Below are 19,741 nucleotides of genomic sequence, written 5' to 3'. Positions count from 1 at the left end.
GGCTGGCGGTTTAGGGCATGCGACAGCGACAACAGCGACAACAGGAATGCAGGGATTCACCCCCGGGTGACGAATAATTCATCGGGCCAACCTGTCTTCTCGGGGCCCGCCATCGGACCCGCGCTTGCCGTGTGGCCGACTGTCCTTTCATAACCCAGTCGGCTACTCAACCTGGTCATCACCCGGGGCACCCCACCGCGGTTGGAGGGTTGCCGACCAGCGAGCCGGGGCTTGACGCTGGTGCTCATGACCACTGAGAAGCCTATCTCAATGCACCGAATGGTTGCCACCAGGTATGCAGGGCGCCGCGCGAAGGTGTCTGGGTGTCGCGATGGGAGCGTGATCACATGCCGTCCGCCCGCCTAGGCTCGGAGGCGACGTGATACTGAATAGGGCATCCGCGCGACCCGCGGACTACCTCAGATTCTGACCGACCAACGACGCCGGGAGCGACCATGAGTGCGCAGCAGCCGACCATCATCTACACGCTGACAGACGAGGCGCCGCTGCTCGCGACGTACTCCTTCTTGCCGATCATCCGGGCCTTCGCCGGACCCGCCGGTATCGACGTCCAAACCAGCGATATCTCCGTTGCCTCGCGCATCCTCTCCGAGTTCGCCGACTACCTTCCCGAAGACCAGCGGGTTCCGGACAATCTGGCCGAGCTGGGCCGTCTGACGCAGTTGCCGGAGACGAACATCATCAAGCTGCCGAACATCAGCGCGTCGGTGCCTCAGCTTTTGGCCGCCATCAAGGAACTGCAGGGCAAGGGCTACAAGCTGCCCGACTACCCCGGGGACGCGAAGAGCGACGAAGAGAAGGACATCGTGGCGCGGTACACCAAGTGTCTCGGCAGCGCGGTGAACCCGGTTCTGCGCGAAGGCAACTCGGACCGTCGGGCGCCGCGTGCGGTGAAGGAGTACGCGCGCAAGCACCCGCACAGCATGGGTCAGTGGTCGCAGGCTTCGCGCACCCACGTGGCGACCATGAAGGAAGGGGACTTCTACCACGGTGAGAAGTCGCTGACCCTGGATCGTGCTCGCAAGGTGAAGATGGTGCTCACGACCGCCACGGGCGAGGCCACAGTGCTCAAGGCCGAGGTGAAGCTGGGTGAGGGCGACATCATCGACAGCATGTTCATGAGCAAGAAGGCGCTGTGCGACTTCTACGAGGAGCAGATCGAGGATGCATACAAGACCGGCGTGATGCTCTCTCTGCACGTCAAGGCCACCATGATGCGGGTCAGCCACCCCATCGTCTTCGGACACGCGGTGAAGATCTTCTACAAGGAGGCCTTCGCCAAGCACCAGGAGCTGTTCGACGAGCTGGGCGTGAACGTCAACAACGGCATGTCCGACCTCTACAGCAAGATCGAGGCGCTGCCGGCTTCACAGCATGAGGAGATCATCCGCGACCTGCATGCCTGCCACGAGCACCGCCCCGAGCTGGCCATGGTGGATTCGGCCAAGGGAATCTCGAACTTCCACTCGCCCAGCGACGTGATCGTGGACGCGTCGATGCCCGCCATGATCCGGGCCGGCGGGAAGATGTACGGCGCAGACGGCAAGCTCAAGGACACCAAGGCCGTCAACCCCGAGTCGACCTTCTCCCGGATCTACCAGGAGATGATCAACTTCTGCAAGACCCACGGTCAGTTCGACCCGACCACCATGGGCACCGTGCCCAACGTCGGTCTCATGGCGCAGAAGGCCGAGGAGTACGGCAGTCACGACAAGACGTTCGAGATCACGGAGGCCGGTGTCGCCGACATCGTCGACATCGACACCGGCGAGGTGTTGCTGAGCCAGAACGTGGAGGCCGGAGACATCTGGCGCATGCCGGTCGTCACCGATGCCGCGATCCAGGACTGGGTGAAGCTGGCCGTCACTCGCGCGCGGGAATCCGGTATGACCGTGGTGTTCTGGCTGGACACCGAGCGTCCGCACGAGAACGAGCTGCGCAAGAAGGTCAAGACCTACCTCAAGGATCACGACACCGAGGGCCTCGAGATCCAGATCATGCCGCAGGTATGGGCCATTCGGTACACCATGGAGCGGGTGATCCGTGGGCTGGACACCGTCTCGGCAACCGGCAACATCTTGCGCGACTACCTCACCGACCTGTTCCCGATTCTGGAGCTGGGCACCAGCGCCAAGATGCTCTCCATCGTGCCGCTGATGGCCGGTGGCGGGTTGTACGAGACCGGTGCTGGTGGTTCGGCGCCCAAGCACGTCAGCCAGCTGGTCGAGGAGAACCACCTGCGGTGGGATTCGCTCGGCGAGTTCCTCGCGCTGGCCGTGAGCCTGGAGGACCTGGGTATCAAGACCGGGAACCCGCGGGCCAAGATCCTGGCCACCACGCTGGATGCCGCGACCGGGAAGCTGCTGGAGAACGACAAGGGCCCGTCGCGTAAGGCCGGCGAGCTCGATAACCGCGGCAGCCAGTTTTACCTGGCCCTGTACTGGGCGTCTGAGCTCGCCGCGCAGACCGAGGATGCGGAGCTGGCCGAGCTGTTCGCGCCGCTGGCCAAGCGGCTGGTCGAGAATGAGGACGCGATCGTGGCCGAACTTGCCTCGGTGCAGGGCAGCCCTGCCGATATCGGTGGTTACTACCAGCTGGATTCCGAGAAGACCAACGCGGTGATGCGGCCGAGCCAGACCTTCAACGCCGCTCTGGCATCCGTCGAGGTGTAGCTCTAGGCGTCGAGTGTGAAACCTGGGCGGTGAATGATCCGAAACTCCGCCACAGGTTCACACTCGGCGGCACGCCTAGCCGACGTCGGAGGCCGCGCTGCGCTTGGCGGCAACCAGCGGGTCGATCAGGTCGGTGATGACCTCGGTGATCTGACCGGGCGCCTCGAACATGGGCACGTGGCCCATGCCGGCCAGCGTGATCCGTCGTGCATCGGCGGGCAGGCCCTGGGAGATGAGCTTCCCGAAACGACCCGGGGGCACGATTTCGTCCTTCTCGCACAGCACCAGCTGGGCCGGTACCGAGATGGTGTTGAGGTTCTGCAGACCCGGCGCCGGCAGAATCGACGTCAGCGACGCGAAGTAGGCCGGGCAGTGCGTGATGTCCTCGAAGATGCTGTGGAAGTCCGGAAGGCTCAGCGCCTCGGTCTCTCCGCACAGGGTGCGAGCGGTGGCGAATTTGACGAACGGCAGGCCTGCCGCGCGGCGGCCCAACAGCCGGGAGAACGCCAGCCAGGGGAGCATGGCCGCGAACTTCACCACGATCTCCGCCTTCAGCGGCGAGTACTTGGTCCAGCCGCCCGCGGGGGCGATCGCCGTCACGCTGCGGGCCCGGCCACGCAGTGCCAGACCCAGGGCGATCCAGCCACCCAACGAGTTACCTACCAGATGCGCTGTCTCCCAGCCCTTCTCGTCCATGATCGCTTCTACCTGGTCCAGGTAGACGTCGACCGAGCGCTGCGACAACGGAGGCAGCGGGGGCATCGGTCCACCGCCGTTGTGTCCGGGATAGGTGGGTGCGAACACCTCATACCCGGCATCGGCGAGTTGCTCGGCCACGGTCTCCCACACGGACTGCGACAGCATGAACGGATGCAGCAGGAGGACCGGCTCGCCCTCGCCCATCTCGATGGGTGCCCGCCTGTTCGACGACTTCGACAAAATGGCTTCCAGCATGGGGTCCTCCTAGTGTGCCAACGTCTGCGTTGACATTACTGTCTGTTGCGTCAACTTACCGTGCCCCGTGGCGCCGATCACTGTTGGCTGTTCTTCGCCCCGGCGGCTCATCACTGTCACACCACTCGACTATCGTCGGCGACCGATGATCACCGTCACCACCATCAACGTCAATGGCATTCGTGCCGCAGTCAAGGAGCGATCCGCGGAGAACCGGGGGCTGCTGCCCTGGCTGGAGCAGACGACCGCCGACATCGTGTGTCTGCAGGAGGTGCGTGCGGAGGACGAGCAGCTCCACGAGGCGCTTGCCCCGGCGCTTGCCGCGGGCTGGCACGTGGTGAACGCCTCGTCGAGCGTGAAGGGACGCAACGGCGTGGGCATCCTCAGCCGGGTCCCGGCCGTCTCCACCAAGGCGACGCTGGACGCCGACGGCGGCGAGTTCGACGAGTCCGGCCGGTACCTGGAGGCCCAGATCGGCGATCTCACGGTGGCAAGCATCTACCTGCCCACCGGAGAAGCCGGTACCACGCGCCAGGAGGAGAAAGAGCGCTTCATGGCGGCGGTGGGTACCAGGATGGCGACGCTGGCGGGCAGCGGGCGCGACGTGGTGATCTGCGGCGATTGGAACATCGGGCACACCGAGCGAGACATCAAGGCGTGGAAGGCAAACCAGAAGAAGGCGGGCTTCCTGCCGCAGGAGCGGGCCTGGGTTGCCGCGCTGTTGGAGGCTGGATGGGTCGACAGTTTCCGGCTGCTGCATCCCGATGTCGACGGACCGTACAGCTGGTGGTCGTGGCGGGGTAAGGCCTTCGACAATGACGCCGGCTGGCGCATCGACTATCACCTCGCCACTGCCGATCTTGGCCGGCGAGCGCACTCGGCACGGGTCGAGCGCGCGGATGCCTACGCACTGCGCTGGTCCGATCACGCGCCGGTGACGGTCGAGTACCGCTGAGCACTTCGCGCGGAGAGCGGCTGCCACAATCGCGTTGACCGGTCATGCCAGGATGGATGCACTATGACTGCCGACAGGACTGCTGATGCCGCCTTCCGGGGACGCCTGTTCTCCGGAATCCAACCCACCGCCGATTCTCTGCACCTCGGAAATGTGTTGGGCGCGGTGCAGCAGTGGGTGCGGTTGCAGCATGAGTACGAAGCGCTTTTCTGCGTCGTGGACCTGCACGCCATCACGGTGGCGCAGGATCCCGAAGAACTGCGACGGCGTACCCGCGGGGTGGTGGCCCAGTACGTAGCGCTTGGTGTCGACCCCGCGGAGAGTGCCATCTTCGTGCAAAGCCATGTCCCGGCGCACACCGAATTGGCTTGGGTGCTGGGATGTTTGACCGGCTACGGCGAGGCGTCGCGAATGACGCAGTTCAAGGACAAGTCCGCCAAGCAGGGCAATGACGCCACCACCGTCGGCCTGTTCACCTATCCGGTGTTGATGGCCGCCGACATCCTGCTGTACCAAACGAATGTGGTTCCGGTGGGCGATGATCAGCGTCAGCACCTCGAACTGACGCGTGACGTAGCGCAGCGGTTCAACGGCCGCTACGGCGAGACGTTCGTGCTGCCGGAGACATTCGTGCCAAAGAACGCGGCGCGGATCTACGATCTGCAAGACCCGACGGTGAAGATGAGCAAGTCGGCCTCGACGCCCGCCGGGTTGATCAACCTGCTGGACGATCCGGCGGTGTCGGCCAAGAAGATCAAGTCGGCACAGACCGACAGCGACCGGGAGATCCGTTTCGACAGGGAGGCCAAGCCAGGTGTCTCGAACCTGCTGAGCATCCAGTCCGCACTCACCGGCGCCGATATCGACACGCTCGTCGACGGGTACGCCGGGCGCGGTTACGGCGATCTGAAAAAAGACACGGCCGAGGCGCTCGTCGAGTTCGTCACGCCGGTGCGTGACCGGACGAATGAGCTGCTCACCGATACCGCGGCGCTTGACGACATCTTGGCGGCAGGCGCGGCGCGCGCCCGGGAGCTGGCGGAGAAGACGCTCACTGAGGTCTATGACCGGATAGGGTTTGTCCGGCCCGCGAGGTAGCGAACAGCAGAGGCGGTGAATGGTGGCCGAAGACGATAAGCCCGGGATTCTCGACCGCTATCGTGCACGGTTTCCCTGGTTTGACCACATCATGCGCATGCAGGAGCGCTATCAGAAGGTAAACGGCAACTTCTACGCCGCGGGAATCACGTATTTCACGGTTTTTGCGCTGTTCCCCCTCATGATGGTCGGGTTCGCGGCGATGGGCTTCGTGTTGTCCAGGCGGCCGGACACCATTGCGGAGCTACGTGGCCGCATCAGCGGGGCTATCTCCGGTGAGGTGGGCAATCAGCTAATCAATCTGATGGATACGGCCATTGCCTCGCGTACGAGCCTGGGTATCGCGGGTCTTGCGACCGCGGCGTGGGCCGGGCTGGGGTGGATGGCCAACGTGCGCGCGGCGCTCAGCGCCATGTGGGAGCAGCCCAACGACTCGGACGGCTTCGTGCGAGGCAAGCTGTCGGACTTGGTGGCATTGGGCTCAACGTTCGTGGCGCTGGCTCTCACCATCGCGGTCACCGTCGTCGGTAACGAGAAGACCATCCTGCGAATACTCGGCTGGGTGGGGCTACATGACGTCTCCATACCAGCGGTCCTGCTCAAGGTCGTCACGATCGCGATAGCGACCGTGTTGTCGTGGGCGTTGTTCACCTGGATGATCGCGCGGCTCCCGAGGGAGCGGCTGCCGTTCTCGAGTGCGGTGCGGGCCGGGCTCATCGCGGCGATCGGTTTCGAGCTGTTCAAACAGGTCGCTTCGATCTATCTGAGCGTGATCATGCATGGCCCGGCGGGCTCCACGTTTGGTCCGGTGCTCGGCATCATGGTGTTCGCCTACATCACGGCCCGCCTGTTGTTGTATGCCACCGCGTGGGCGGCCACGTCCGATGCGAACCGATCATTTGTGTATGTGCCGCCGCCCGAGCCCGTGGTCATCACCACGCGCGTCGAGACCGTCGAGCGGTCCTCCAAACTGGGGGTTCTCGCCGCGTTCGGAGCTGGAGCTGTTGGCGCGCTAGGTATTTCGTGGCTAGGCCGCGGCGGCGACTGAGGCCTGCGGCTAAGAGCTAGGCCTGGCGGCGGTTGAGTGATCTCGCCGCGAGAATGAGCCCGAAGACGATCATCGCGCCGATGATGGTCACGCCCACCCGGACGGGGACGCTGTTCACCGCGTCGGCGCTGAGGCCGGCCGCCTGGGGAGTGGCCGCGTTGTCAGCGTGCGGTTTGGTCAGCAGCGAGGGGTCGGGGTCGACGAGCTTGCCGATCGAGGCGTCGGGCGGGGTCGAGAACCCGTAGTCGAGCAGATGGGCCGCCTGCTCCCACGGTGCAATCGGAAGACGCGTACCGCGCAGCATGGTGACGACCAACCGGCGGCCGTCGCGTTCGGCGGCGCCGACGAAGGTTTGTTGCGCGTCGTCGGTGTATCCGGTCTTCCCGCCGAGCGCACCGGGGTAGTTGTAGAGCAGCCGGTTGTCGTTGGTCATCTCGTAGGGCGGATGGTCATCGTGTTCACCGGGTTTGGCGGGGTGGCCCGGGAACGTCGCCTTCGGCGCCGACACCAGATCGGCGAAGGTGGGGTCGGCGAACGCGTACTTGTAGAACAAGCCCAGGTCGTAGGCCGAGGTACTCATACCGGGACCGTCCAGACCTGAGGGGGTGGCCACCCGGGTATCGCGTGCGCCGAGTTTCTGCGCCATGTCGTTGAGCTTGGTGACGGTCTCATTCATTCCGCCGAGCTGGACGGACAGCGCGTGTGCGGCGTCGTTGCCCGAGTTCATGAGCAGGCCGGTGAGCAGTTGCCGGACGGTGTAGGTGCCGCCGACGTCGACGCCGACCCTGGTGCCCTCGCTGTTCGCGTCGTCCTGGGTTCCCACGACCGCCTGGTTGAGGTTCAGGTTGTTGATGGCATCCATCGCGACCAGCACCTTGATCACACTGGCGGGCCGGTGCCGGGCGTGGGGGTCCTTGGCGGCCACCACATTTCCGGTGTTCAGGTCGGCGATAAGCCAGGATTCCGCGGAAACATCGTTGGGGATGGGCCCTGCCCCGTCCGGGGTGATCACATCGCAGCGCCCGAGCATCTCGCCGCCGATCGGCTTGGCGGGCACCGGGAGCGGTGCGGGCGGATCTCCACCGGCCCTGGGTACCTCGGAGGTGTCGACTGCCGGAGGCGTGACGACCTTGTAGGGGCACCCGCTGGTATCCGGCGGGGTAAATCCGGGTTCGGCGGCGGCGAGCGGCGTGCTCAAGGGAAAGGTGGCGACGATCAGTCCGGCGGCGGTGGCCGCGGCGAGGCGCGTCGCGGCGGTCCGCAGCGACGGGCGGCGATCGGGCGCAGGAATCCAGGTGGTCATCGCCTTGCCACAGTAAGTGAACACCACCCTGAACTGGGGGATGTTACGCCTGTGTCGGATGTGACTTATCGGGCCGACTAGGTGGGCGGTGCGATATCGGCCAGGTTGAGGTGACCGACAGCGGACGATCCGATGCAGCCCAACCAGAGTCGACCGCCGGATTCGACGACACCGGTGATGGTGCGCAGATCCCGCGACTTGCCGCTGATGTTGGCCACCACATCGCCGGTGTCCGGGTTCACCGCGATAACCCACGGATCGGTGTCCGTGCCCGGAAGCAGTGCGTCGGGCAGCTGCCACAGGACCTTCCGCATTGCGGGAGCGCGCGGGAGTAGCCATTCGGCGAGTGCGTTGCGCGGGCTGGCCAGGGTGACCCAGATGCGACCGTCCGCGCCGGTGCTGATGTTGTCGGGCATGCCCGGGATCTCTTCGAGGATGGGCGTCAGGGCGCCGGCGTCCGCACCGGTCAGTGAGTACCTGCTCACCCGGCGGCCGACGGTCTCGGCGACGATCAAGGCGGACTCGTCGGCGGTGAGCGTGACCCCGTTGGTGAAGGCCAGTCCCGTGGCGATGGTCGTCACGGTGCCGTCAGGATCGCGGCGAAATACCCGCCCGGTGGGGCGACCCTCCAGGATGGCCGCCATGAACTGCTCAAACGGAAAACGCGCCGTCGATTCGCTGAAATAGATTGTCCCATCGGATGCTTCGGTGACATTCGAGCAGAAGATCAGCGGCGGTCCGTCGACCTTGGAGACAAGTGGCTCGATATCTCCGGACGCCGGATCGAGTGCCAGCAGCTTGTCGCGACTGCAGATCAACACGCGTCCATCGCGTGCGATATGCAGGCCCAGGGGCGGGTGCTCGGTGGTCGCGATATGCGTGATCTCGGCACCATCGGGAGAGATACGGAGAATCTTTCCATCCACCACACCCGCCCAGATGTTTCCCGCGGCGTCGGCCACGACGTCCTCGGGGCCGTGACCAGGGACCGGCACCACCGTCAGGGAGGGCAGGGGCTGTGGATTCAGGGATAGCGCCCGTACTCCGGGCGGCTGCCAGCGAACGGGATCGATTGACGGCTTGGCCATGGGCTCACCCTATTGCAGGCCTAGGCTGAAGCGGTGGCAGTTCCGGTACGTGATCGCACCGACGAATTCGAGGCGCTGCGCCCGCGATTGCAGGCGGTGGCTTATCGGCTCACCGGTAGCGTTGCCGACGCCGAGGACATCGTCCAGGACGCTTGGCTGCGTCTGCACGCCACGGCCGTCGAGATCGAAGACCTGCCGGCGTGGCTGACCACCGTGGTCTCCCGGCTCGGGCTGGACCGGTTGCGATCTGCCGTCTATCGCAGGGAAACCTATGTGGGGGAGTGGCTTCCGGAGCCGGTGGTCACAGGCCTGGACGGCAATGATCCGCTGACCGCACTGGTGGCCAGTGAGGACGCGCGCTTTGCGGCCATGGTGGTGCTGGACCGCCTGGCGCCCGATCAGCGCGTCGCGTTTGTCTTGCACGACGGCTTCTCGTTGCCGTTCAAGCAGATTGCCGAGATTCTCGGCATGAGCGATGCGGCCGCGCGTCAACTCGCCACGCGTGCGCGCCGGGCGGTGACGGCAGCCCCGGAACCGGTGTCCGATGCCGAGCACAACGAGGTGGTTGGCAAGTTGCTTGAGGCGCTCATGTCGGGCAGCGTGGAAGCCGTTGTCCGACTGCTGCATCCGGACGTGACGATGACGGGAGATTCCAACGGCAAGGCGCCGACTGCGGTCCGGGTCATCCATGGCCCCGACAAGGTGGCCCGTTTCCTGCTTGGGTTGCTGGACCGTTACGGCCCGCAGATGATGCAGGCCATCAATCCGGCGTTGGTGAATGGACAGTTCGGCATGTATCTGACCGAGACAGACACCGACCCGGACTTCAGGCCGGTGCTGCCCCGTGTCAGTGGCTACACGGTGCGGGACGGCAAGGTGCTGGCAGTCTGGGATGTCAGCAATCCCGACAAGTTCACCGGCACGCCGCTGCGGACCGGCTAGGCGTCCAGGGAGTCTTGGGGACTCGCCCACGGAACCCGGCAGGCATCACCGGAATTGAAGCCCTGCTCGGTGATTCCGAGCGCCGCGTAGGTGCGGGCACGCATATTCTCGACGCCGATCTGATAGGTCAGCTCGATCACTCCGGCGTCGCCGAACCGCCGCCGCAGGTCCTCGACCTGTTGGTCGGTGATGTCGTGCGGATTGCCGGTCATCGCGTCGGCATAGGCGATGGCGGCACGCTCGTCGTCGGTGAATAGAGGAGAACTCGCATATCCCTCTACGGCCTTGAGGCGCTCGACGTCCAAGCCGTCGAGCCGCTGCAGCATGGAGCCGAAGTCGACGCACCAGGAGCAGCCCACCGTGCGGGCGGTCCAGAACACTGCGAGCTCACGGACGTTCACCGGCAATACCTGCGACGCGCTGCTCAGCATCTGCTCGTGCATCGCGGCCGCGACCATCAGCTTGCGATGGTGGGCGATCACCGTAAACGGCTCGGGCACTTGGCCATATCGCCGTCTGGCAACCCGGTACATGATGCGGGTGAGCAGTGAAGCGTGCCGCGGGGCAACGGGCTCGATACGTGTTGTTGTGCGTGGTGTCTCAGTCATACCCATATGACGAGACAGCCCGCAGATGTGTGACAGGCGCCGTGCGGACAGGTCGATCGGCTAGCGCGCGAACATCAGTGCGCGCTTGACCTCCTGGATCGCCTTGGTGACCTCGATACCGCGCGGGCAGGCGTCCGTGCAGTTGAACGTGGTGCGGCAGCGCCACACTCCGTCGACGTCATTGAGGATGTCCAGACGTTCGGCGGCAGCCTCGTCGCGGCTGTCGAAGATGAACCGGTGCGCGTTCACGATCGCGGCGGGACCGAAGTAGCTTCCGTCGCTCCAGAACACCGGGCAGCTGGTGGTGCAGCAAGCGCACAGGATGCACTTGGTGGTGTCATCGAAGCGCGCGCGGTCGGTCTGGCTCTGGATGTATTCGCGCGTCGGCTGATTGCCGCTGGTGATCATGTACGGCTTCACGGCGCGGAACGCATCGAAGAAGGGCTCCATGTTGACCACGAGGTCCTTTTCCACGGGCAGACCGCGGATCGGCTCGATGGTGATGGTGAGCATCTTCTTGGGTTTCTTGGGTAGCAGATCCCGCATCAGGACCTTGCAGGCCAGCCGGTTGACACCGTTGATCCGCATGGCATCCGAGCCGCACACACCGTGCGCGCAGGAGCGGCGGAAGGTCAGCGTGCCGTCCAGGTAGCCCTTCACGTACAGCAGCAGGTTCAGCAGCCGGTCCGTCGGCAGGCAGGGCACGCGGAAGCTCTGCCACCCGGCGGCGTCCGGATCCTCGGGGTTGAAGCGCTGAATCTTGAGCTCCACCATGACCGCGCCCTCGGGGATCGGCGGCAGCGGCGGGTCGCCGGCTTCGGCTTTCTCGATAACCGCAGTCATCTCAGTACTTCCGTTCCATCGGCTCGTACCGGGTCTGGACGACGGGCTTGTAGTCCAGCCGGATATCGGACAGCAGCTCGGCACCCTGCTTGTACGCCATGGTGTGTCGCATGTAGTTGGTGTCGTCGCGGTTCGGGTAGTCCTCGCGGGCGTGGCCGCCACGGGATTCCTTGCGGTTGAGCGCACCGACCACGGTCACCTCGGCGAGTTCGAGCAGGAAGCCCAGCTCGATGGCCTCGAGTAGATCGCTGTTGTAGCGCTTGCCCTTGTCGTGCACCGTGATTCGGCTGTACCGCTCCTTGAGGCGGTGGATGTCCTGCAACGCCTGCTTGAGCGTTTCTTCGGTGCGGAACACCGCGGCGTTGTTGTCCATCGACTGCTGCAGCTCGGTGCGGATGTCAGCCACCCGCTCGTCGCCGTGCTCGGACAGCACGTCGGCCACCCACTCGGTGACCATCGTGGCCGGGCTCTCCGGCAGTTCGACGAAGTCGTGGGCTTCGGCGTACTCGGCCGCGGCAATGCCCGCGCGGCGACCGAACACGTTGATGTCCAGCAGCGAGTTGGTGCCCAGCCGGTTGGCGCCGTGCACCGAGACGCAGGCGCACTCGCCGGCCGCGTACAGACCGGGGACAACGTTGTCGTTGTCGCGCAGCACCTGTCCCTGGATGTTGGTCGGGATGCCGCCCATCACGTAGTGACAGGTGGGATACACCGGAACCAGTTCGGTGACCGGGTCGACGCCCAGGTACGTGCGGGCGAATTCGGTGATGTCCGGCAGTTTCGCTTCCAGCACGTCGGCGCCGAGGTGACGCACGTCGATGTAGACGTAGTCCTTGTTCGGTCCGGCGCCGCGGCCCTCGAGCACCTCGAGAACCATTGACCGCGCGACGATGTCGCGAGGTGCCAGGTCGACGATGGTGGGGGCGTAGCGCTCCATGAATCGTTCACCGTCGGCGTTGAGTAGACGACCGCCCTCACCGCGCACGGCCTCGGAGATCAGAATGCCCAGACCCGCAAGGCCGGTCGGGTGGAACTGATGGAACTCCATGTCCTCCAGCGGAAGTCCCTTGCGGAACACGATGCCCAGGCCGTCGCCGGTCAGGGTGTGCGCGTTGGAGGTGGTCTTGTACATGCGACCCGAACCGCCGGTGGCGAAAACGATTGCCTTGGCGTGGAATACATGGATGTCGCCGGTCGCGAGTTCGTAGGCCACGATGCCGGTGGCTACCGGGCCGTTGGCCGTCTCGGTGAGCACGACATCCAGCGCGTAGAACTCGTTGAAGAACTCGACATCGTGCTTGACGCAGTTTTGGTACAGCGTCTGCAGGATCATGTGCCCGGTACGGTCCGCGGCGTAGCAGGCCCGGCGCACCGGCGCCTTACCGTGGTCGCGAGTGTGACCACCGAAGCGGCGCTGGTCGATTCGACCCTGGGGCGTCCGGTTGAACGGCATACCCATCTTCTCGAGGTCGAGGACGGCGTCGATGGCCTCCTTGCACATGATCTCCACGGCGTCCTGGTCGGCGAGATAGTCGCCGCCCTTGACGGTGTCGAAGGTGTGCCACTCCCAGTTGTCTTCCTCGACATTGGCCAGCGCGGCGCACATACCGCCCTGGGCGGCACCGGTGTGACTACGTGTCGGGTACAGCTTGGTCAATACCGCCGTACGAACGCGAGGTCCGGCCTCCACAGCGGCGCGCATACCCGCACCGCCCGCGCCGACGATGACGACGTCGTACCGATGTTCCTGAATGATGGGGGAACCCATAGTGAAAAAGCCCCTAACCGATGTTCGGGTTGAAGGTCAGCAGGACGTAGGTGCCGAGCACAACCGTGAAGATGATCGACAGTGCCAGCAGGCAATTGAGCCAGAACCGGGTCGAATCCTTGCGGGTGTAGTCGGCGATGATCGTGCGCATGCCATTACCGCCGTGCAGCTGCGCGAGCCACAGCATCGTCAGGTCCCAGGTCTGCCAGAACGGGCTCGCCCAGCGCTGCGCCACGAAGTTGAAGTCCAGGCGGTACACGCCGTTGTCCCACATCAGCATGATGAAGAGGTGGCCGAGTGCCAGGAAGATCAGGACGACACCCGACAGACGCATGAAGATCCACGCGTACTTCTCGAAGTTGGGCATGCCCGACCCGCGCCGGGGTGCGCGTGGATTGTCCAGCGCGGCAGGGCGGTCGTAGTTGCGCTCCATCACGGGAGCGGGGCGACCGCTGGCGCGAGTGCTCGCATGGGAGCCGGTCTGAGGTGTCGTCACAGGAATCGCTCCGCCATGTGCATGAGAATCCGGGTTACCGCGGGAACCATCACCACAAACCAGGTGGCGCCGATGATCCACAGCATGAGCCGCTGATAACGCGGGCCCTTCGACCAGAAATCGACGAGAATGACTCGGACGCCATTGAGCGCGTGGTACAGGACCGCCGCTACCAGGCCGAGTTCCATCAGCCCGACGATCGGGGTCTTGTAGGTCTCGATCACCGAGTTGTACACCTCGGGGCTTACCCGTACGAGGGCAGTATCCAGGACGTGAACAAAGAGGAAGAAGAAAATTGTGGCACCGGTAATGCGATGCAGGACCCAGGACCACATTCCTGGATCACCCCGGTATAGCGATCGCTTGAGGCGATTACCTTCGCGGCCAGATGTGGCCGTATCGGGTGTCGCAGTCGTCACGTGGGCCTCCAACACCAATGGTGGACTGGGGCCAAATGGCGCGGTCAATGGGGGCGTCCATGACGCGCAACCGATGGCCCAACGGTGGTCGGCGAACCGTCTCCCGAACTCTAAACCCATTCCGAGGTGGCGCCGAAATCGCCTGAGCGCCGAAAAGCGCCGAAAAGCACCGTACTCCAAAGTAAGTTAGGTAAACCTTGCACGAGCAAATGATGAGCCGACGCGACTCTCATGGGGTCGACAGGGAGGTTTCCCGATCATGTTGATCGACTGGAAAGAACTGCGGGACAAGGCATATGCGGTAACCAAGCATTCATATGCGCCGTATTCGAAGTACCCGGTGGGGGCCGCCGCGCTTGTCGACGATGGTCGGGTGATCGTCGGCTGCAATGTGGAGAATGTCTCATATGGCCTGGGTCTCTGTGCGGAGTGTTCTGTGGTCTGCGCCCTGTTCTCCACCGGGGGAGGACGGCTACGGGCGCTGTCCTGTGTCGATTCGCGCGGTGAGCCGCTGATGCCCTGCGGCCGGTGCCGTCAGCTGCTTCTCGAACACGGCGGCCCCGACCTGTTGATCGATCACGCGGATGCGCCGCGACGACTCGCGGAGCTACTCCCGGAGGCCTTCGGCCCCGATGACCTGGACCGGGGCCGGATCTGATGAGCACTTCGGGGCCAGCCGAGTACGCGTTCGATATGCCGTCGATCATCGCGGCCAAGCGCGACGGCGGGGAACTGAGTTCCGGGGCCATCGACTGGCTGATCGGCGAGTACACCCGCGGCGGCATCGGCGAGGAGCAGGTCGCGGCGCTGCTCATGGCGATCTATCTGCGCGGTATGGACACCACCGAGACGACGGCGTGGACCGCGGCGATATTGGCCTCCGGTGAGCGGCTGGATCTGTCGGGTTTGTCCCGGCCGACCGTCGACAAGCACTCCACCGGAGGAGTGGGCGACAAGATCAGCCTGCCGCTGGTCGCGGTCGTGGCCGCCTGTGGAGCGGCGGTGCCCCAGCTGTCCGGGCGCGGTCTCGGGCACACCGGCGGCACCCTGGACAAGCTCGAGTCCATCGCGGGAATCCGTGTCGATCTCACCAACGAGGAGATACGTCACCAGCTTTCCGATGTCGGGGCGGTGATCTGCGCCGCAGGGGCGTCATTGGCGCCCGCCGACCGAAAGCTGTACGCGCTGCGCGATATCACCGGCACCGTGGAATCGATACCGCTGATCGCCGGGTCGATCATGAGCAAGAAGCTGGCCGAGGGAACCGCGGCGCTGGTCCTGGATGTCAAGGTGGGTGCGGGTGCGTTCATGAAGACCGAGCGGCAGGCGCGTGAATTGGCTTCGGCGATGGTTGATCTGGGCACCGCACACGGGGTGGCGACCAGCGCTCTGCTGACCGCGATGGATACACCGCTCGGGCTCACCGCCGGAAACGCTGTCGAGGTGCAGGAATCACTCGACGTGCTGGCCGGGGGAGGACCCGATGACGTTGTCGCACTCACCGTGGCTCTGGCCCGCGAGATGCTTGCCGCGGCAGGTATCGACGGCAAAGACCCGGCCGCGACATTGATCGACGGCACCGCGATGGACGTGTTTCGGGCGATGATCCGCGCACAAGGTGGTGATCTCTCGGTGCCGCTGCCGGTCGGGCAGTGTCAGGAGACCGTGCTCGCTCCGTCCAGCGGGGTCATGCACCATATCGATGCGATGCCGGTCGGGCTCGCCGCGTGGCGGCTCGGAGCCGGACGCAGCCGTCCGGGGGAGACCGTGCAGTACGGCGCCGGGGTGCGTATTCACCGACGTCCGGGAGACACGGTTGTCGCAGGTGAACCGCTGTTCACGCTCTACACCGAGACCCCCGAACGTCTGCCGGCCGCCCTCCATGCCCTGGACGGTGGATGGGGCATCGGTGCGGCGCCCGCCGCTACCGCACTCATCATCGATAGACTTTCGGTGTGACAGCCGAACTTGATTTGGTGTCAATCACCCAGGCTCCCAAGGCGCTTTTGCATGATCATCTGGACGGCGGGCTGCGGCCCGGCACCGTCCTCGATCTGGCCCGGGAATCCGGGTACGAGAACCTGCCGGCCGAGGACGAGAGTGCCCTGGCCTCGTGGTTCCGCACCGCCGCCGACAGCGGCTCCCTGGAGCAGTACCTGGAGACCTTCGCGCACACCGTGGGTGTGATGCAGACGGCGGCGTCGCTGCACCGCGTCGCCGCCGAGTGCGTCGAGGACCTCGCGGCCGATGGCGTGGTGTACGCGGAGGTGCGTTTCGCGCCGGAACTTCACATCGACGCGGGTCTGACTCTCGATGACGTGATGGACGCCGTGTTGGCCGGATTCGCCGACGGGGAGCGGCAGGCGAGCGCGGCCGGTAAGCGCATCAAGGTGCGCACCCTGGTCACCGCGATGCGGCATGCCGCACGGTCTCGGGAGATCGCCGAGCTGGCCGTGAAGTTCCGTGACCGGGGTGCCGTCGGTTTCGATATCGCCGGGGCCGAGGCCGGTTATCCGCCGAGTCGCCACCTGGACGCCTTCGAATACATGCGGAATGCCAACTCCCGGTTCACCATCCATGCTGGTGAGGGATTCGGATTGCCCTCGATCCACGAGGCGATCGCCTTCTGCGGTGCCGATCGGCTGGGTCATGGGGTGCGCATCGTCGACGATATCGATATCGACCCCGACGGCACGGCCCACCTCGGCCGCTTGTCCTCGCTGCTGCGCGACAAGCGGGTGCCCCTGGAACTGTGCCCGAGCTCGAATGTGCAGACGGGAGCGGTCGACAGCATCGCCGACCACCCCTTCGACCTGCTGGCGCGGCTGCGATTCCGGGTGACCGTGAACACCGACAACCGGCTGATGAGCGATACCTCGATGAGCCGCGAGATGCTGCGACTCGTCGAGACGTTCGGATACGGCTGGAGTGACCTGCAGAGATTCACCATCAACGCGATGAAATCAGCCTTTATCCCGTTCGACGAACGGTTGGCGATCATCGATGACGTGATCAAACCCGGGTACGCGGTCCTGATCGGCTAGCCGTCACGGTGACCGGCTAGGCGCGCATCACTCGCGGCGCAGTCGCGCTTCCATCGCACGCTCCAGCGTCCGCCAGCTCTCGGCCGCGTCCGCGAATGCGCCCTTGGGCTCGTCGTGCTTATCCGGTTCGAGCAGATGCCCGACCAGCTTGCCCAGGGGGGTATCGCTGTCCAGCTCCGCGTCGACGCTGTCATCCTCGGAGTACTCGGCGACATCGGTCAGCAGCTCCACCGCCAGGTCGAGCTGATCCCGGTCCACCTCGTCGATGCCGTCTTCCAGGTCATCGGCGAGCCCGGTGAACACGTAGATGTTGTCGTCGGTGATGTCGATTCGCAGCGAGCCATCGGTGGCGGCGGTGCGAATGTCGTCGTAGGTGCTCAGGTCGGCCAGATCGTGATCGTGCTCGTCGGCGAGGTACCGGGCCAATGCCCGCTCGGAACCGAACACGCTGATTCTTCCGTTGCGTCCCAAGAAGATCGGTTCGTCGTCGAGGTAGCAGCGCAGCGTGTAGAACGTTCCTGAGTTGGTGATCATCTGGATCGGGTCGATACCGACTGCCAGCCAGAAATCCTCGTCGCCGCCGAGAACCTGGTCGTCCTCCGCGGCGTCCTCGTCTTCATCCTCGTCGGCGGACTCGTCCTCGTCCTCGGCGTCGTCAGAGCTCTCGGTGTCGGACTCCTCCTCGAGCAGATCCAGTTCCTCGAGGTCGTCCTCGTTGTCGACGGCATTCTCCGCGGCAGCGAGCAGCTCGGCATCCGCGGCGGCGGAGAGCTCCTCGTCCACATCCGGCGTCGCGGCGATCTCGTCGATGGCGTCGACCACCGAGTCCCAGGACTTGCCGACGATGGCACCGATCTGGTTCCACCGCTTCAATCCGTCCTTGCCCGTAAAGCTTTCGGCTCCACCCGACAGCGTGCTCAGGACTGGATTGCCGTTGATGAGCTTGTTGATGGGTGCCAGCTCGCAGACCGCACCGATAGAGGCCACGATCGCGAGCGTGGCGCGCAGTGTGTCGACCGCATCCTCGCTCGGCTTGTCGGCTACCAGCTCCGGTACGCCGATCAGGTCGAAGCGATTGTCGTCGTCGGGCTCAAGCTCGTCGGCCGACAGCGCACCCAGCGTCGACCACGCCGGGTGATCGACCAGATCGTTGTCGTTGTCGGTCCGCACGAAGGCCACCAGATCGGCCACCGACTCGAACACGTACAGATCGTCGTCCTTGCCGAGAAACGCCTCCCACTCGTCCCCGGCGTCGCGCCACCGCGGGGCCCACAGGGTGACCACGTCACCTTCTGTGAGCCCGAGTTCGATGGGAACGATGTCAGCAGCCATGCGGCAAGCCTAGCCAGAACGGCTGAGTTGAGCGAAAGACCCACCGCGAGAACCGGCGCACGCGCGGCGGTGACGGCCGCCCACATCCCGGCGATTCACGATTCGGCATCTGCCGACGGCGCGGTCGTCAGGGTGACCAGGGCCGCAAACGCGTTGTCGCGCAACGCAAACTTCGTGGCGGAGGCATTCAGTCGCAGCCATCCGCCGGAGACGGCTCGCATTCGGAGCACCCCGGCCGTCGATCCCGCCCGAAGCTCCTCCCGCATGTTTCGCGCCACGGCCGCGTCCTCGGGATGGATGCTCTCGGGCCGATCGGGGTCATAGCGCCATGCCAGGTCGGGGAATGGCTCATCGATCCACTTGAGGACGGCGAAGGTGTCGACATTGATCAGCAGCCGATGCGCTCCGGGGGTTGCGACCGCGTCCAGTATCTGCTGTGCCAGCCCCACCCGAGGTTCTGCGGGGCTGTTCTCCACCCGTGTGCAGACGATCCTGTTGATGCGCTCCACGGCGCCTGCCGCATTGATTTCCTTGGATGCCCGCCCGGCGTAGTGGACTTGGACGATGTTTCCTTGGTAGTCGGCGGCCAGACATGTTCCGCAGAAGGTCGCATCGAGTTCGGGGTTCACGGCGTTCGCCATCAATTCGGCGTTGTGTGGACTCGGTAGTACAGGTGCAAGACCTTCGGCGATGGCCTGTTTCTCGGCCCGGTGGCGCCGGTCGAAACCCATGACATCGAAATACTCCGCGGTGAGCGTGGTGACCGATGTGTCCAAATCGCCCAGGCACGCTCCGGCAAGGGGCCGTCGTGGCGGCTCGAGGTCTGCCGGCCCGAACCACACCTGGACGCCGTGGATACCTCCCTGCCCCATGGATATCGGATGTACGCGCACTACGCGGTCCCGTGCCGCAGTGGCAGCCACCGACGGTTCGCCCGTGCGCAGGCATTCGGTGATCGTCGCCTCGATCAATGGGCGGTGCCGGTTGCGGCCCAGCACCGACTCGAGCGGCGTCATGTTTCGGGCCTGCAATCCGATGGCTATGACCGTGGGTTCCTCACTCAGGGTCTCTAGCAGCATCCAATCGCGCGACATGCCCGGATGTTAGCAATTTTGGGCGAACTGGCGGACGCCGGATCTGTCTCCAGATG

The 19,741-nt window shown here is 64.9% G+C and carries 18 protein-coding genes and 1 riboswitch; of the genes, 8 read left to right on the top strand and 10 right to left on the bottom strand.

Going from position 1 to position 19,741, the window contains the following annotated elements:
* Positions 1 to 115: 115 nt before the first annotated feature.
* A riboswitch (SAM riboswitch) is annotated at positions 116 to 252 on the bottom strand.
* Between the two features lie 203 nt (positions 253 to 455).
* On the top strand, positions 456 to 2,693 hold the full coding sequence (locus DSM43276_RS17430) for an NADP-dependent isocitrate dehydrogenase (RefSeq protein ID WP_078327675.1): 2,238 nt from the start codon (positions 456 to 458) through the stop codon (positions 2,691 to 2,693).
* 75 nt (positions 2,694 to 2,768) lie between these two features.
* On the opposite strand, the gene DSM43276_RS17425 is transcribed toward DSM43276_RS17430, so the two are convergent.
* Positions 2,769 to 3,647 (bottom strand): alpha/beta fold hydrolase, encoded by an 879-nt coding sequence (locus DSM43276_RS17425; RefSeq protein WP_078327674.1) that lies wholly within the window; start codon positions 3,645 to 3,647, stop codon positions 2,769 to 2,771.
* A gap of 145 nt (positions 3,648 to 3,792) precedes the next feature.
* Between DSM43276_RS17425 and DSM43276_RS17420 the strand changes: the two genes are divergently transcribed.
* From DSM43276_RS17420 to yhjD, 3 genes are all read left to right on the top strand, one after another.
* Positions 3,793 to 4,602 carry an exodeoxyribonuclease III gene (locus DSM43276_RS17420; RefSeq protein WP_078327673.1) on the top strand — a complete coding sequence of 270 codons (810 nt, stop codon included), beginning with the start codon at positions 3,793 to 3,795 and terminating at the stop codon, positions 4,600 to 4,602.
* 63 nt (positions 4,603 to 4,665) lie between these two features.
* Positions 4,666 to 5,700, top strand: a complete 1,035-nt coding sequence (gene trpS / locus DSM43276_RS17415; RefSeq protein WP_078327672.1) for a tryptophan--tRNA ligase — start codon at positions 4,666 to 4,668, stop codon at positions 5,698 to 5,700.
* Positions 5,701 to 5,719: 19 nt separating this feature from the next.
* Entirely contained in the window at positions 5,720 to 6,748 is a 1,029-nt protein-coding gene (gene yhjD, locus DSM43276_RS17410) for an inner membrane protein YhjD (RefSeq protein WP_078327671.1), read from the top strand.
* 16 nt (positions 6,749 to 6,764) lie between these two features.
* Here the strand turns inward: yhjD and DSM43276_RS17405 are convergent, their stop codons facing one another.
* Both DSM43276_RS17405 and DSM43276_RS17400 read right to left on the bottom strand, forming a co-directional pair.
* Positions 6,765 to 8,051 (bottom strand): D-alanyl-D-alanine carboxypeptidase family protein, encoded by a 1,287-nt coding sequence (locus tag DSM43276_RS17405; RefSeq protein WP_078327760.1) that lies wholly within the window; start codon positions 8,049 to 8,051, stop codon positions 6,765 to 6,767.
* Between the two features lie 77 nt (positions 8,052 to 8,128).
* Complete coding sequence (locus tag DSM43276_RS17400; protein WP_078327670.1) at positions 8,129 to 9,139, bottom strand: SMP-30/gluconolactonase/LRE family protein; 1,011 nt, start codon at positions 9,137 to 9,139, stop codon at positions 8,129 to 8,131.
* A gap of 33 nt (positions 9,140 to 9,172) precedes the next feature.
* Here DSM43276_RS17400 and DSM43276_RS17395 point away from each other — a divergent pair, with 33 nt between their 5' ends.
* Complete coding sequence (locus DSM43276_RS17395) at positions 9,173 to 10,081, top strand: sigma-70 family RNA polymerase sigma factor (RefSeq protein ID WP_078327669.1); 909 nt, start codon at positions 9,173 to 9,175, stop codon at positions 10,079 to 10,081.
* Here DSM43276_RS17395 and DSM43276_RS17390 read toward each other — a convergent pair.
* Genes DSM43276_RS17390 through sdhC form a run of 5 tightly spaced genes read right to left on the bottom strand, consistent with a single transcriptional unit; the run spans position 10,078 to position 14,131 of the window.
* Positions 10,078 to 10,689: a carboxymuconolactone decarboxylase family protein gene (locus DSM43276_RS17390; protein ID WP_078327759.1), complete on the bottom strand. Its 612-nt coding sequence runs from the start codon at positions 10,687 to 10,689 to the stop codon at positions 10,078 to 10,080. The two genes, DSM43276_RS17395 and DSM43276_RS17390, sit on opposite strands and share 4 nt — an antisense overlap.
* 60 nt (positions 10,690 to 10,749) lie before the next feature.
* Positions 10,750 to 11,532, bottom strand: coding sequence for a succinate dehydrogenase iron-sulfur subunit (locus DSM43276_RS17385; RefSeq protein WP_078288294.1), 783 nt, complete (start codon positions 11,530 to 11,532; stop codon positions 10,750 to 10,752).
* 1 nt (position 11,533) lies between these two features.
* On the bottom strand, positions 11,534 to 13,288 hold the full coding sequence (sdhA, locus tag DSM43276_RS17380; protein ID WP_078327758.1) for a succinate dehydrogenase flavoprotein subunit: 1,755 nt from the start codon (positions 13,286 to 13,288) through the stop codon (positions 11,534 to 11,536).
* A 25-nt stretch (positions 13,289 to 13,313) separates the two neighbouring features.
* Entirely contained in the window at positions 13,314 to 13,736 is a 423-nt protein-coding gene (locus DSM43276_RS17375) for a succinate dehydrogenase hydrophobic membrane anchor subunit (RefSeq protein WP_078288712.1), read from the bottom strand.
* 56 nt (positions 13,737 to 13,792) lie between these two features.
* Positions 13,793 to 14,131, bottom strand: coding sequence for a succinate dehydrogenase, cytochrome b556 subunit (gene sdhC, locus DSM43276_RS17370; RefSeq protein ID WP_233146583.1), 339 nt, complete (start codon positions 14,129 to 14,131; stop codon positions 13,793 to 13,795).
* 343 nt (positions 14,132 to 14,474) lie between these two features.
* On the opposite strand from sdhC, the gene DSM43276_RS17365 reads away from it, so the two are divergent.
* From DSM43276_RS17365 to DSM43276_RS17355, 3 genes are read left to right on the top strand one after another with little or no spacing between them, the layout of a single operon-like run.
* The gene (locus tag DSM43276_RS17365) at positions 14,475 to 14,873 is read left to right on the top strand and encodes a cytidine deaminase (RefSeq protein WP_078314356.1); all 399 of its coding nucleotides are present in this window, start codon (positions 14,475 to 14,477) and stop codon (positions 14,871 to 14,873) included.
* Positions 14,873 to 16,174: a thymidine phosphorylase gene (locus tag DSM43276_RS17360; protein WP_078327668.1), complete on the top strand. Its 1,302-nt coding sequence runs from the start codon at positions 14,873 to 14,875 to the stop codon at positions 16,172 to 16,174. Before DSM43276_RS17365 ends, DSM43276_RS17360 begins: the two co-directional genes overlap by 1 nt.
* Positions 16,171 to 17,259 carry an adenosine deaminase gene (locus DSM43276_RS17355; RefSeq protein ID WP_078288291.1) on the top strand — a complete coding sequence of 363 codons (1,089 nt, stop codon included), beginning with the start codon at positions 16,171 to 16,173 and terminating at the stop codon, positions 17,257 to 17,259. The genes DSM43276_RS17360 and DSM43276_RS17355 overlap by 4 nt, the downstream gene beginning before the upstream one ends.
* 27 nt (positions 17,260 to 17,286) lie before the next feature.
* On the opposite strand, the gene DSM43276_RS17350 is transcribed toward DSM43276_RS17355, so the two are convergent.
* Both DSM43276_RS17350 and DSM43276_RS17345 read right to left on the bottom strand, forming a co-directional pair.
* Complete coding sequence (locus DSM43276_RS17350; protein ID WP_078327667.1) at positions 17,287 to 18,591, bottom strand: primosomal protein; 1,305 nt, start codon at positions 18,589 to 18,591, stop codon at positions 17,287 to 17,289.
* A gap of 95 nt (positions 18,592 to 18,686) precedes the next feature.
* Positions 18,687 to 19,685 (bottom strand): GAF domain-containing protein, encoded by a 999-nt coding sequence (locus DSM43276_RS17345; protein WP_078327666.1) that lies wholly within the window; start codon positions 19,683 to 19,685, stop codon positions 18,687 to 18,689.
* Positions 19,686 to 19,741 lie beyond the last annotated feature (56 nt).

Origin of the sequence: Mycobacteroides salmoniphilum, from assembly GCF_004924335.1 — a bacterium.
GTDB classification, from domain to species: domain Bacteria; phylum Actinomycetota; class Actinomycetes; order Mycobacteriales; family Mycobacteriaceae; genus Mycobacterium; species Mycobacterium salmoniphilum.
Note: the sequence above shows the minus strand (reverse complement) of the source record. Positions and strands in the feature narration are given on the sequence as shown.

Excerpts from the sequence above, each read along its gene's own strand:
- yhjD (WP_078327671.1), top strand. The coding sequence starts at position 5,720 with ATGGTGGCCGAAGACGATAAGCCCGGGATTCTCGACCGCTATCGTGCA.
- DSM43276_RS17400 (WP_078327670.1), bottom strand. The coding sequence starts at position 9,139 with ATGGCCAAGCCGTCAATCGATCCCGTTCGCTGGCAGCCGCCCGGAGTA.
- DSM43276_RS17365 (WP_078314356.1), top strand. The coding sequence starts at position 14,475 with ATGTTGATCGACTGGAAAGAACTGCGGGACAAGGCATATGCGGTAACC.
- DSM43276_RS17390 (WP_078327759.1), bottom strand. The coding sequence starts at position 10,689 with ATGACTGAGACACCACGCACAACAACACGTATCGAGCCCGTTGCCCCG.
- DSM43276_RS17425 (WP_078327674.1), bottom strand. The coding sequence starts at position 3,647 with ATGCTGGAAGCCATTTTGTCGAAGTCGTCGAACAGGCGGGCACCCATC.
- DSM43276_RS17345 (WP_078327666.1), bottom strand. The coding sequence starts at position 19,685 with ATGTCGCGCGATTGGATGCTGCTAGAGACCCTGAGTGAGGAACCCACG.
- DSM43276_RS17430 (WP_078327675.1), top strand. The coding sequence starts at position 456 with ATGAGTGCGCAGCAGCCGACCATCATCTACACGCTGACAGACGAGGCG.
- DSM43276_RS17420 (WP_078327673.1), top strand. The coding sequence starts at position 3,793 with ATGATCACCGTCACCACCATCAACGTCAATGGCATTCGTGCCGCAGTC.
- DSM43276_RS17360 (WP_078327668.1), top strand. The coding sequence starts at position 14,873 with ATGAGCACTTCGGGGCCAGCCGAGTACGCGTTCGATATGCCGTCGATC.
- sdhC (WP_233146583.1), bottom strand. The coding sequence starts at position 14,131 with ATGTGGTCCTGGGTCCTGCATCGCATTACCGGTGCCACAATTTTCTTC.
- DSM43276_RS17405 (WP_078327760.1), bottom strand. The coding sequence starts at position 8,051 with ATGACCACCTGGATTCCTGCGCCCGATCGCCGCCCGTCGCTGCGGACC.
- DSM43276_RS17350 (WP_078327667.1), bottom strand. The coding sequence starts at position 18,591 with ATGGCTGCTGACATCGTTCCCATCGAACTCGGGCTCACAGAAGGTGAC.
- trpS (WP_078327672.1), top strand. The coding sequence starts at position 4,666 with ATGACTGCCGACAGGACTGCTGATGCCGCCTTCCGGGGACGCCTGTTC.
- DSM43276_RS17385 (WP_078288294.1), bottom strand. The coding sequence starts at position 11,532 with ATGACTGCGGTTATCGAGAAAGCCGAAGCCGGCGACCCGCCGCTGCCG.